The organism is Nocardiopsis oceani (assembly GCF_054777395.1).
The window spans coordinates 34,013-46,770 of the sequence record NZ_BAAHAR010000016.1 but is presented as its reverse complement, the minus strand read 5'-3'; the positions used below and the strand labels follow the sequence as shown (position 1 = coordinate 46,770).

Below are 12,758 nucleotides of genomic sequence, written 5' to 3'. Positions count from 1 at the left end.
ACACAGCCGGTAAGGCAATCGGGAAACGGCTGGCAGACGGGCGCCGGTTCATGGGAGTCTGCCTCCACGGCCCCGGTGTCGAACAGCCCGCCGGTTCCGACGGCGTTCCTGAAGCACCCGGGAGTGCGGAGCGCACAGTTCTGGAACCGGTGCTTCGCGGCCGCGGACAAACACCGCGGCCGCCGAACCGGTCAGCGCCGGTTGCCCGCGGAAGTCCCTGTTCCAAGGAGGGCCCGTTGCCCGCGAAGGCCGCTGAAGAAGAGAGGCCCGCCCAGCCTCCCGCCTGCCACCGTGCCCATCCCCCGGCTGGTCGGCGCGGGACCGGTCAGCTCAGGCCTGAGGCATGACCTGGCGGGACAGGGGCGCTGGGCCGCGTGCGTGGGAGGCACCGGAGGGATCGTGGGCCTCGTCGGCCGCCAACCGGCGCAGCATGCGCGGTAACCGCAGCCGGGATACCAAGCCGGAGTTCGCGCTGCGCCGCCTGGTACACGCCGCCGGGCTGCGCTACAGGGTCGCGGCCAAACCCCTACCGAAGATGCGGCGCACCGCCGACCTGCTCTTCCGCCCGGCCCGTGTGGCGGTATTCGTGGACGGGTGCTTCTGGCACGGCTGCCCCGACCACTTCGTACCGCCCAAGACCAACCCGGGCTACTGGGACGACAAGATCGCGGGCAACACCCGCCGCGACCGCGACACCGACACGCGCCTCGTGGAGGCCGGTTGGCTGGTGTTGCGCTTCTGGGAGCACCAAGACCCGGGCGAGTGCGCCGAGGTAGTAGTCGATGCCGTCTCCGCCCGAAAGGCTGAGCTGGCGCGGGCCCGCACCCGCCAGTAGCCCTTCCGGCACCTCCGCGGGCAGCCTTTGGCCGGCGTCGGGGCGGTCGGCCGGTACCTGCGTTCCCGTCAGCGATCTAGGTGAAGAGCTCCAGGAGCAGTACGACCAGGCCGATGGCCAGCATCGCGAAGAAGATGAAGTAACAGCCCACGTTCCCCGTGGGCCCGGGGTCGCGGGTCGGGCCCCGGTGGATCTCGTTCCTGCCGCGTCCCGGATTACGGTTCTTCTTCTTTCGGGCGGCCACGTGTTGCGTCCTTGTCATGCCGGTGGGCTGTCGGTGGGCTGAGCTTGCCACGGGGGCACCACTCGGGGCAACCCGCGGCGGTCCGTTTCTCAGGAGTCCCGGTCGGCGGTCTCCGGCTCGGGTTCGGCGTCCCTCGGGGCCTTGCGCGCCCAGTAGGTGGCGACGGCGGCACCGGACAGGTTGTGCCAGACCGAGAACAGCGCGCCGGGCAGGGCGGCGAGCGGTTCGAAGTGGGTGGTGGCCAGGCTCGCGGCCAGCCCCGAGTTCTGCATGCCGACCTCGACGCTCACAGCGCGCTTGCCCGTGTCCGGCAGCCTGCCGATGAACCCCACGAGGTAGCCGAGGGCCAGGCCCAGGGTGTTGTGCAGGATGACGGCCAGGGCCAGCAGCAGGCCGGTGGTCAGCACCGCGTCGGCGTTGGCGCCCACCACGCCGGCCACGACCAGCACGATGCCGGTGACCGAGACCAGCGGCATCAGCGGCAGGACCGGTTCCACGAAGCGGTCGGCGAAGGTGCGCAGCAGCAGCCCGGCGATGACCGGGAGCAGCACGACCTGGATGATCGACAGGAAGAGTTCTCCCGCGGAGACCGGCAGCGTCGAACCGGCCAGGCCCAGTACCAGCAGGGGCGTGACGAAGGGCGCCAGCATCGTGGAGATGGAGGTCATCGCGACCGAGAGCGCCACGTTGCCGCGGGCCAGGTAGACGATCACGTTGGAGGCGGTACCGCCGGGGGCCGCACCCACCAGGATCATGCCCACCACCAGCAGGGGAGGCAGGTTGAGCGCGTGGGCGACGCCCCAGCCGAGCAGCGGCATGACCGTGTACTGGGCGGCCACGCCCAACAGGACCGCCTTGGGGTGTTTGGCCACGATCGCGAAGTCCACCGGGCGCAGGGTCAGCCCCATGCCGAACATGATGATCCCCAGCAGCAGGGACACGTGCGGCGCGATGAGGGAGGTCTGGTCCGGTGCGGCCATGCCCACCGCCGCCCCCACGAGGACCAGGACCGCGAACCACTTGCCGACGAAGTCGGCGATCTGCTTGATGACCTTCATCGTGTACTTCTTCCCGCGTCGTGCCCGGTGGAGGATGCTGTGGCCGGGCTACCGGCACACTACTCCTTGGACGGCGACCTGTCCTGGTCGGGGGCGGGTGCGGGCGGCAGGCCGCCGACCTCAGGTGCCGCCGGTTTCCGTCTCCGTTTCCGTCTCCGCGAGCAGGGTCCCGGCGGTGGACTGGGGCACGTAGCGGGTCGGGGCGAGGCCGAGCAGTTCCGCGGCCAGCTCCTCGTTTCCGGCGAACCCGGCGTCGGCGTCCAGGGTCTGCTCGCCGTCCCAGAGCATGAGCAGGGCCGAGACGGTGTTGCTGGCCTTGTCGTGGTGCATGTCGTAGTGCGCGGCCATGGGAACGCTGTCGTAGTGCACCCACAGGTCGTGGCCGGTCATGAACATGTCCAGGTCGAAGGTGACGGTCAGGCCCATGAGTTCGGGCTTGTACCGGTCGTCGATACCCGCGAAGGCCTCGTCGAGGGCGACCACGCGGGGGCAGGTGGGCGCGGCCGAGGAGTACAGGGCGTTGGCCGCGGCGAACAGCGGCAGGTGGATGGCGGCGGACTTCTCGCCGCCCGACATCTGCTCGTGCTTGTTCTTGGTGAGGGTGACCTCGTCCTTGCCGGGCACGGCCAGGCGCAGCTCGAACCGGTACCAGGTGCGGTAGTCGAGCACGGCGGACAGCACCTGCTTGTGGCCGGCCCGGGGGTGGGCGGCGTGGTAGTCGCGGATCATGCTCCGCAGCACACCGCGCAGCTCGCCCAGGCCGCGGGGCCCGAGCCCGGCGCCGTCGCGGCGCACCAGCTCGGTCGCCTTGCGCTGGTGGTCGGTGAGCCCGTCGAAGCGCGACCAGCGGATGCCCACCTTCGTGCCGGAGGACATGGGCCGGGCGCGGGTGTCGCGGTCCATGGCGCGCACCAGCTGTTTGGCGGTGCGGACGCGTTCGTGGATCTGCTGGGCGATACCGCCGAGCAGTTCGTCTTCGAGGACCCCCTGCTCCTCTTCGCGCAGGAGTGCGCCCTGCTCCGCCACGCGTGCGGCAACGGCCCGGGTGAAGGCGGAGACGGGGGTGCGCCCGTTCTCGTCGTTGACGTGGACGGTGACCAGTCCGCTGGCGCCGATCTCGTGGTCGACCCGGTAGCCTTCCGCGTCGCCGCCGAGCGCCTCCTGGAAGGTGCTCAGAGCTTGGGACATGCGGGTTCCGGCGGTCTTGAGCTCGCTGTCGCTGACCTTGCCGGTGCCGACCGCGGCGGCCAGGGCTTCCATGAGCGCGGCCGCGTTGTCGGGGAGGGTGTCCTGGACGGTGTCCGCCTCGCCTGTCACCAGGCGCCGGGCGGCCTCTTCGGGCTCGGTCCACTGTTCCGGGGAGGGCCAGGTGCCGGTGGTGTCGACGTCCAGGACCGCGCGCACGGCGGGCCGGGTGAGCGCGGAGAAGGCGGCGGCGTGCTCGAAGAGGGTGCCCAGGGCGCCGGTGAGCGACTCGCCGCCGCTGTCGCGCCGGGTTTCGGAGCGCACGGCCATGTCGTGGGCGTCGGAGGCCTCCTTCTCGGCGTCGCGGTGCTGTTCCCTGGCCTGGCGGAGTTCGGCCTCGGTCCGCTCCAGGCGGTCGAGGAGGTCGCGGGCCGGGGCGTCGATGGCGGCCTCGAGGGTGGCCAGTTCGGTGGCTTCGCGTTCGTGGTGTGCGAGGGCGTCGTCGAGTTCGGCGCGGTCGCTCTCGAGCGCTTCGCTCAGCCGGGTGACGGTGTCCCGGCGTTCGTCGAGGTCGCGGCGGTATTCGGCGATGTCGGCGCGGACGGAGTGCAGGTCGTTGGCGGCCTGTTGGAAGGCTTCGACGGCCTGGGCGACGGCGTCGACGTCCTCGGCGCCGGCGGGCATGGCGCGTTCGGCCGCCGCGGCGCGGACCCGGCGGCGTTCGGCGTCGACCTGGGCGACGGCGGCGTCGAGTTCGCGGCGGGTTTCGGCGCGGGCTGCGCGGGCCGAGGCCAGGAGGGTGGAGTGGTGTTCCAGCGCGCGCACGGCCTTGGCCACGTCGGTGGCTTCGGGCAGGTCGGCGCGGGCGCGGTCGAAGTCGCCGAGTTGTTCGCGGGCGAGGGAGAGCCGCTCGTCGAGTTCGGTGCAGCGGTGGGCGAGTTCGCCGATGCGGGCGTCGCAGGCGGCCAGGCGTTCGCGTCGGCGCTGGGCGCGGTTGGTGGCGCCGATGAACTCGGCGACGGGTTTGGGGTGGGCGCCGACGAGCGGGCCCAGCCGGAAGCGGGCCCGGGTGTCCACGCCCCAGGGGGCGGGGCCGTCTTCCCCGGTGGTGAGGGGGACGGCGGCAAGGAAGGCGTCGATGGCCTCGGCGGGTACGCGGTCCTGGGTCTCGGGGGTCAGCACGTCGGCCAGGGTCGGCCCGGAGGGAGGGGTGCCGGCGGGCAGGAGGTAGGCGTCGGCGTCGCCGCTGTCCAGGGCGCGCCGGGTGAGTTCCGGGTCGGGGTGGATCCAGGCGGTGAGCAGTCCGGCGGCGTGCAGGGCGCCCTCGATGGCGGCCCCGTGCTCGTCCGGTAGGTCGTCGCGGAAGCGCACGAGCTGCCACAGGGGCGCGCCGGGGTTGCCCTCTCGGGGTGCGGGGCGCAGGGGGTCGGCGGGCGGGGCGTCGTCGCGTTCGGCGGCGACGTGGTCCCGTTCGCTCCTGGCTTCGGACAGCTCCTGGGCCAGGCCGTCCCGTTGCGTTTCGAGTCCGTGGACGCGGGTGGCCGTGTCCAGGCGGCGCTCGTGCACGAGTTCGTCGAAGACCTGGACGAGTGCTGGTGTGCCGGGTTCTCCGTAGGTGTCCAGGGCCCGGTGCAGGTCCCGCGGGCCTTCGGGGCCGACGGTGTCCCAGCGTCGGGACCACGCGTCCAGGGCTTCGGTGGCGGTCCTGCGCCGTGCGGCGAGGTCCTCCTCCACGGTGGCGCAGGCGTTTTCGTGTTCCCCGAGGGTCTCGTCGGCCCGGGAGGCGGCGCTTTCGGCCCGGCCGCGCACCTCCTCGGCGCGTTCCTGGTCGCGGAGGTGTTCGCGGACGGCACGGACGTCGTCGAGTCGGGCGCTGGACCTGGCTTTGGCGGTATCGGGCAGGTCGTCGCCGGTGTCCGTTTCCCCTTCGGCGTCGTGGACGATGCCGGAGCGTTCGGCGGCCCCGGTGAGGTCGGCGCGCAGTCCTTCGGCGCGGGTGAGTTCGCGGTCGACCCGGTCGGCGACGCGGGCGGCCTCGCCGTTGAGGCGGGTGATTTCCGCTTCCTGGCTGCGGACCCGCTCCTCCTGGCTGGCGACGCGCCGGGCGCGTTCCTCGTTGCCCGCCCTTCTGACTTGGAGGGCCTGCTGGTCGCGGAGGGTCTCGTGCTGGCGGAGGGTGTCGCGTTCGGCGGCCAGTTCCGCGGCGTGCTTGTCCAGTTCCTCTGCGCGGGCCCGGGCCTTGTCGCGGTCGGCGGTGGCCTGTTTCAGCCGCTCCGCTGCTTCGGTGACGGTGTGTGCGTGGGTGCCCGCCTGCTCGGTGGCGGCCGCCACCCGGGAGAGGCGGTGGCGGGCGTTGGCGGCCAGGTAGTCGGAGTAGACGGCGCTGAATTCGCGGGCGGCCTCGTGGGAGGCGGTGGCGGCGGCGAAGCGGCTCTGGACCGCGGCGAGGTTGGCGAAGTCGCGCGCCGCCTGGTCGATGAGGGTGTCGTCGAGCGGGCTCAGGCCGCCGGTGAGGGTGTGGGAGACCTTCTCCGGGTCCAGGTCCTTGGCCAGCAGGGGGCGGCGCAGGGCGAGCAGGAGGTCGAGGAGCTGGATGTAGCGGTCGCCCAGCCCGAACAGGCGCGCGTCCACGGCCTTGCGGTAGTCGGCGGCACTGCCGTGGTGGGCGCCCTCGCCGAGGGCGTCCTTGAGCTGGCGTTCGGTGAGCGGGCGGTCGTCGGTGGACAGCAGCCCGAAGTCCACGCCCAGGCGCTGGTCGGTGACGAAGAAGGAGGGGGTGACGCCGTCGCGGTGGCGGTGGGCGCGCAGGCCGATGATGAGGGTGACGGTTTCGGGTTCGGGGCCGTCGGCGTCCTCTTCGGCGGCGCGGGCGAACTCCATCCACACGTAGCCGTACTCGGACTCTTGTCCCCGGTAGAGCAGGTTCGACTTCATGGTGCGGTTCTGGCCGCTGAAGGGGTCGAGCCTGCGGGCGTCGGTGTAGCCGTCGAGGATGAAGGGGAACAGGACTTCCAGCGCCTTGGTCTTGCCCGATCCGTTGTGGCCGCGCAGGACGAGGCGGCCGTCAGCGAAGGCGAACTCCTCGTCGAGGTAGTCCCAGACGTTGACGATCCCGGCTCGGTTGGGCTGGAAGCGGTCGCTCCTGCGGGTAATGGCGCGGTTTCCTCGGTTCCGGGGGCGGACGTGGTGTCGGGTTCGGACACGGTGCCGACTTCGTGCGCGGTGTCGTCTTCGTGCGCGGTCTCGGGGTCGGACGCGGCATCGGCGTGCGGGGCGGCGTCCTGCCCGGTGCCGGGCTCCAGGGGACCGAACGGCAGCAGGCCCGTGTCGGGCCGCTCGGGCAGCGCACCCCGGATATTGCGGTAGCGCAGGGCCGCGGGCGTGACCAGGACCCCGCCGGGCACCGGCCGGACCAGGGAGAGGTCGGTCAGCAGGTCCAGCGCGGCGTCGAGCAGGCCGTGGGGGTCGCGCTGCCAGGCCACGGTGAAGGAGGCGGCACCGAACTCCTCGAACAGGTCGGCGACCATCTCCTCCAGGCGCTCGCGTTCCACCAGCGGCGCGGTCGCGGGTTCCCCCGCCCGCGGTGCGTGCTCGGGCCGCTCCCAGGCCAGTTCGGCCACGACCTCGTCCCTGGGCAGCCCGGAGTCCACCCGCCGCACCAGGTCGGTGTACTCGTGCAGGGGGCCGGGGGCAGGCAGGTGGGTCAGGGCCGCCCAGGACTCCTCGAAGTAGGTGGCGACCTGCGCCAGCAGTAGCCCGGCCGCGCGGGTGACCGCCCCTCCCCTGCCCGGGAAGGCGCGGTCGGTGAAGTTTCCGGCGGGGTCGGCCAGCAGGACCCCCTCGGCACGGCGCTCCGGTTTCAGACCGGTCAGGCGCGCCACCTCCGTGACCGGCCCCTTGGCGCGCAGGGCGGCCGCGACTTCGGGTTCGACGTCCGTGTAGTAGACCACCGGGTACTCCAGGAGCAGGCGGCGGGCGCGTTGGGCGGCGCGTTCCGGGGCGGCGTCCGGCCCGAGGGGGTCGTTGAGGAGCCCGGCGGCGCTGTGCAGGTGCTGGACCGGGCGGGAGGGGCGGAAGAGGATCCCGCAGATCTCGTGGTCGATGTCGAAGAGGGCGTCGGCGTGTTCGCTGCCGCGCGCCCACGCCTCCACCGAGCCGTCGGACAGGTGGAGGGCGCCCCGGTCCAGGAGCCAGCGGGCCACGTCGACCAGGGCGGCCTTGTGGGTGGAGTCGGTGGGGTCGTAGCCCAGGCCGTCGATCTCGTTGGCCGAGGGGGTGAAGCGGTGGACGAGGTCGCCGAGGCTGATCTCGACCTGGGAGCGCTGGAAGGAGGCCAGGACCAGGCACAGGTAGGCCAGGCGCCGCCGGTCGAAGGGCTTGCCCTTGCGGGCGAAGTTCTGGCGCTGGGTGGGATCGAGCAGGTCGAGTTCGCGCACCAGCCGTACGTGGTCGGTGGTGGCGATGAGCCGGTACCCGAAGAGGGCGCGCAGGTCCTCGGCCATCTGGTCGGCCCAGAACAGGACCTGTTCGAGCACGCCCGGGCGCGGGCGGGAGGCGGTGATGACGTCGCAGGTCAAGACCTTGCGCACGGCCTGCTGGTACGTGCCCAGGTCCACGTCCGCGACGCGGGGACGGCGGGACTTGGCCATCATTTCGCCTTCCCGTTCGTGCGGGCGCCGCGGGTGCGGGCGCCCTGAGTGCGGGCTCCGCGGGTGCGGGCGGAGACTTCCAGGCGGAAGCCGGGCAGGTGCAGGTCGCCCCGCCGCGTGCGGACGACGCTGCCCTGTTCCGAGGGAACGAGCCGTACGAGGGTTCCGGCGTCGTCCCCGGTGGCCGAGCTCAGGCGTCCGGCGACCACGGACCGCGATTCCAATGCCTTGGTGACCAGGCGCAGCAGGATCTTGGTGTCGCTGTCGTCGAGGACACGGCCGTGTGCGCCCTCGTCGACCAAGCGTGTGGCGGAGGCGCGTTCGGTCTCGCGGCTCTCGCTCTGCTGGCGGCGCAGCTCCCCGCGGGCTCCCCGGTCCCGGCGGACCGGTTTGGGCACGCCCGTCGTGGGCGCCCGGTCGTTGCGGAACAGGGTGACGGAGACTTCCACGCCGGCCGCGTCGTGCCAGGAGTCGGAGGCCGAGAACTCGTCGCCGTCCTCGTGGGCCACACCCAGGTGGCGCGCCGAACGGGTGTTGAAGGCCGCGCCCATGAGGGCGTGCGCGGAGCCGTCATCGGGGGTGTCGAATACCCAGGCGGCCAGGTGCCGGAGCTGGGAGGAGCGGTTGACGCCGCCGCGCTGGGCCTCAGTGATCTGGCGCAGGAGCGCGACCACCCCGGACACGGCGGACCTGGTGGCCTGGCCGAGTTCGGCGGCGCGGGTGGGTGCCCCGCCCTCGGAGGCGAACCAGGCGCGCAGGGCCCACCAGCGGCGCGACCAGTCCTCCAGGCGTTCGGCCCGTTCCATGAACAGGCGTTCGTCGGCGTCGACGGCGCGGGCGAGCAGCGTGGTCAGGCCGGTGGCCTCGACCTCGTGGACCGCGCGGTCCAGTCGGGGAAGGTAGCGGTCGAGCTCCGCCATGAAGTCGGACATGTGCACGAGCAGGGCGTTCTTGTGGCGTAGGAAGACCTCCGGTGAGGCTTCCGTGGAGCGCAGGATCTCGCCGAGGGTCACGTGGAACTGGGCGGAGCGCCGACCCATGTCCTCCATGACCGAGTCGAGGCGGGACAGGCGCCGGTAGACGTCCTCGACCCGGCCGGTGCGGTTGGCCTCGGCCAAGGCCCCCAGGTCCTCCAGCACTTCGGAGAAGACCAGGCGGGACAGGTTGACGTCGTCCACGCGGGCGCCGAGGACGCCCTCCACCGCATGGTAGGCGCGGTAGCCGAGTTCGCTGAACTGGTAGACGGACTGGCGGTTGCGGTAGCTGGCCAGGGTGCCCGCGCGGGAGGCGTCGTCGAAACGGTGCACCACACCGTCGGCGGCGAGTTCGTCCAGGCGGCCGCGCAGGCCTTGGGCCGGGACCACCGGCGCCTCCGCGTGCACTGCGGCCAGCTCCCGCAGGGTCGCCTCGACCTCGTCGGCGCCGACCTGGACCCGGTGGACCTCGCGGAGGCGGTCCACGGCGCGCAGGATCCACAGGTAGGTGACGTGGTCGTCGCGCCGGGTGAAATTGAACAGCCGGAAGCGGTCGCTGACCGCGAGCGCGTCCAGATCCAGCGCCCTGCGCTCGGCCACCGTTCCAACCCCCGTGCTCTGCCCGTCGACCCCTCAGCCGCGTATCGCGCGCGTGCGGGCACACCCGCCGGTTACCGGTGCCCGGTCCGCGGCGGGATGGTGCCTGAGCCATTGTGGCAGTGCCCGGGGACCGTTCGCCCCCGGTCCGGGGCCGGACGGCGGTCGGATCGGTCACTCATGGGGGAGGAGTAGGGCGGCCGGGAAGGGCGCCTATGGAAGGATGTGCGCGGAATCGCCCCACCGCGAGGAGGAACGTGAGCGCTCGGCGCAGGCAGGGTCGGCAGGTGCGAACCCGGGGCCGGAGCCGGGCACGGCGGTGGGCTCGGAGGGTGCGGGAGGCCCTGCCGCTGGCCCTGGTGGGGCTGTTGCTGGTCCTGGTGTGGCTGTACGACAACGCCGAACGCCCGCTCGTGTGGGCGGGCGCGGGCGCGGTGGCCGTGGTAGCGGTGGTCGCGCTGGCCTGGTGGCTGCGGGCCCGTCTGCGTCTGGCGAGGGAACGGTGGATCGTCTCGCGCACCGGCATCGCCGGGATCGACACCATGTCCGGCAGGGACTTCGAGGAGCACGTGGCCCGGCTGCTGCGCGTGCACGGGTACACGCGGGTGACGGTGGTGGGCGGTGCTTCCGACGGCGGGGTGGACATCCGGGCCCAGGCGCCGGACGGCAGGCCCGTGGCCGTGCAGTGCAAGCGCTGGCGCAGGCCGGTCCCGCCCAACGAGGTGCGGGCCTTCCTCGGCGCGCTGGCCGGAGGGCACCGGGGGCACGTGGGGGTGTTCGTCGCCTCGAACGGTTTCACCCGGGAGGCCGTGCGCGAGGCCGGTAACGGGATGGTCCTGGTGGACCGGCACGACCTGGGCCTGTGGATGGCTGGAGAAAGGGTCCCGGAGCTGCCGCGCGCCGGGGACCGCCACCCGGGCGGCGGCAGGGGCGGAGCAGGTCAGGAAGGGCCGCGAACGTGACCGGCCAGGAGGAACACTACGGAAGCAGGCGGTTCCGGATACCACCGAATCCCTATCCGGAGGGCTGGCACTTCTACGCCGTCGTGCTCAAGCTGCTGTGGGTGTTGTGGGCCTTCGCCGCCTGCTTCTTCGGGCCCGTGACCCTCCAAGAGGGAGCGACCCCGCGCACCATCGCGTTCGGTTCGGTGACGCTGGTGCTGGTCGCCCTGACGCTGGTGCTGCTGCCGCGCTACCTCGACCACTCCCCCAAACGCGAGGTGACGGTCGACCGCGAGGGTCTGACGCTGGCCATGGACGCGAAGTGGTGGCGTCCGGCCCGGTCCTGGCGGGTGGAGTGGGGGCGGGCCCAGATCGTCCACACGTGCACGGTCACCTTCTCTGAGCGGCGCGGCCGGTATTCGCACCCGCTGGTCGACCGCCCCGCGCTGGACCTGTACCTGTACTCCGGCACCGTTGGGGTGCCCCGGTGGGTCAGGGCGGTGGACGCCGAAGCCGGGGCCTCCCTGCCGGTGGAACCGCCCTCGGCCCGTGTCCGGATCACGGGTCGCGGACCGCTGGGCACCTTCGCGGTCAACGGTCTGGTCCGCGCCGTGCGGAACCAGCGGCCCGACGTCTTCCATCGGCCGCCAATGGTCTGAAATGGTACTTTGCTGCAAAAGTTCACACCGATTGCGGCCCATTCCTTCGGTCACCCGATGATTTGACCACGTGGCAACACCCCCGACCGCCCGTAGTCATGCGGCGGTAGTTGCCTGCGGGGCGGCATGCACCCCACCGACCCGGGAGGTCCCACCATGAAGTTCCGCAGCACCGGCAGGAACGAGGAACCCGTGCCCGAGGACCCGCGCGCCACCGGCGGCACACGCCCGGAGGACGAGAGACCACCGACCCAGCTGATGGTCACCTACGGCGTCCAGCACATCCTCGCCATGTACGCGGGCGTCATCACACCGCCGATCATCGTCGCGGCCGCCGTCGGCCTGACCGCCGTGGAAACCGGCATGATCATCAGCGCCGCGCTGCTGGTCAGCGGGTTGGCGACCCTCCTGCAAACCCTGGGCGTGTGGCGCTTCGGCGCCCGCCTGCCCCTGGTCATCGGGATCTCCTTCGTCCCGGTCACCGCGATGACCGCGATCGACGAGAGCAGCGGCCTGCCCGCCGTGTTCGGCGCCTCCATCGCGGCCGGGGTGTTCGGCATCCTGGTCGTGCCGTTCATCGCGAGCCTCATCCGGTTCTTCCCCCCGGTGGTCACCGGGACGGTCATCACCGTCATCGGCATCACCCTGCTGCCGGTCGCCGTCGGCTGGATCACCGGCGACAGCGAGACCGGTGTGCCCGCCAACAGCGCGATGGCCATGGCGGCCTCCACCCTGCTCATCATCCTCATCCTGTCCAAGGTCCTGCCCGGGGTCTGGAACCGGATGGCGATCCTGCTCGGCCTCCTGCTGGGCACCCTGATCGCCGGGGCCTTCGGGCAGGTCGACGTCTCGGCGGTCACCGACGGTCCGGTCTTCTCCGTGGGGCAGCCGTTCTACTTCGGCCCGCCCGAGTTCCAGATCGCGGCGATCGTGACCATGTGCATCGTCATGATCGTGATCCTCGCCGAGGGCGTCGCCGACATCTTGGCGGTCGGCCAGATCGTGGGCACCAAGGTGGACGCGCGGCGCCTGGCCGACGGTCTGCGCGCCGACGCGGCCACGGCGATCATCGGTCCGCTCCTCAACTCCTTCCCCGGCAGCACGTTCAGCCAGAACGTGGGCCTGATCGCGCTCAACCGGGTCAAGAGCCGCTACGTGGTGGCCACCGGCGGCGCGTTCCTGGTGGCGATGGGCCTGTTCCCGATCCTGGGCCGGGTCGTGGCGATGATCCCGGAACCGGTCCTGGGCGGCGCGGGCCTGGTGCTGTTCGGCAGTGTGGCGGCCGCCGGCATCCAGACTCTGGCCAAGGTCGACTACGAGGGCAACCACAACCTGCTCATCGTGGCGGTCGCCCTCGGTTTCGGCATCCTGTCCATCGCCGCGCCCGAGTTCTTCGACGGCTTCCCGGACTGGGCGTCGATGATCCTGCACTCGGGCATCGTCACTGCCGCGGCCTCGGCGCTGATCCTCAACGTCTTCTTCAACATCCTGGGCCAGCACGGCCGGGCGCGGGCCGCTCGGGCGCAGGATCCGGCCGAGGAGGGCCCTCCGGGTCACTGATCCCCTCCCGTGGCGCGCGTACAGCGTTCGTGGTGCAGCTGTCCGCGAAAAGGGAG

The 12,758-nt window shown here is 72.1% G+C and carries 8 protein-coding genes and 1 pseudogene; 4 read left to right on the top strand and 5 right to left on the bottom strand.

Translation table 11 applies throughout. From position 1 onward, the window contains the following. The first annotated feature begins 343 nt into the window (after positions 1-343). The gene (locus ACYVDG_RS11265; protein WP_460749272.1) at positions 344-835 is read left to right on the top strand and encodes a very short patch repair endonuclease; all 492 of its coding nucleotides are present in this window, start codon (positions 344-346) and stop codon (positions 833-835) included. Positions 836-911: 76 nt separating this feature from the next. Here ACYVDG_RS11265 and ACYVDG_RS11260 read toward each other — a convergent pair whose 3' ends face one another. From ACYVDG_RS11260 to ACYVDG_RS11240, 5 genes and pseudogenes are all read right to left on the bottom strand, one after another. Beyond that, positions 912-1,079: a hypothetical protein gene (locus tag ACYVDG_RS11260; protein WP_460749270.1), complete on the bottom strand. Its 168-nt coding sequence runs from the start codon at positions 1,077-1,079 to the stop codon at positions 912-914. 89 nt (positions 1,080-1,168) lie between these two features. Further along, a complete protein-coding gene (locus tag ACYVDG_RS11255) occupies positions 1,169-2,137 on the bottom strand; it encodes a bile acid:sodium symporter family protein (protein WP_460749268.1) in 969 nt (322 codons plus the stop codon). A gap of 120 nt (positions 2,138-2,257) precedes the next feature. Next, on the bottom strand, positions 2,258-6,475 hold the full coding sequence (locus tag ACYVDG_RS11250) for a TIGR02680 family protein (RefSeq protein WP_460749465.1): 4,218 nt from the start codon (positions 6,473-6,475) through the stop codon (positions 2,258-2,260). Positions 6,476-6,573: 98 nt separating this feature from the next. Then, positions 6,574-7,971 (bottom strand): annotated as a pseudogene (locus ACYVDG_RS11245) (DUF2398 family protein); the annotation flags it as partial. After that, positions 7,971-9,545 (bottom strand): TIGR02677 family protein, encoded by a 1,575-nt coding sequence (locus ACYVDG_RS11240; RefSeq protein WP_460749266.1) that lies wholly within the window; start codon positions 9,543-9,545, stop codon positions 7,971-7,973. The gene ACYVDG_RS11240 and the pseudogene ACYVDG_RS11245, both read right to left, overlap by 1 nt. A gap of 329 nt (positions 9,546-9,874) precedes the next feature. On the opposite strand from ACYVDG_RS11240, the gene ACYVDG_RS11235 reads away from it, so the two are divergent. From ACYVDG_RS11235 to ACYVDG_RS11225, 3 genes are all read left to right on the top strand, one after another. After that, on the top strand, positions 9,875-10,504 hold the full coding sequence (locus tag ACYVDG_RS11235; RefSeq protein ID WP_460749263.1) for a restriction endonuclease: 630 nt from the start codon (positions 9,875-9,877) through the stop codon (positions 10,502-10,504). Next, the gene (locus ACYVDG_RS11230; protein ID WP_460749260.1) at positions 10,501-11,142 is read left to right on the top strand and encodes a hypothetical protein; all 642 of its coding nucleotides are present in this window, start codon (positions 10,501-10,503) and stop codon (positions 11,140-11,142) included. The genes ACYVDG_RS11235 and ACYVDG_RS11230 overlap by 4 nt, the downstream gene beginning before the upstream one ends. 156 nt (positions 11,143-11,298) lie before the next feature. Continuing rightward, on the top strand, positions 11,299-12,702 hold the full coding sequence (locus tag ACYVDG_RS11225; protein WP_460749258.1) for a nucleobase:cation symporter-2 family protein: 1,404 nt from the start codon (positions 11,299-11,301) through the stop codon (positions 12,700-12,702). The last annotated feature ends 56 nt before the right edge of the window (positions 12,703-12,758 follow it).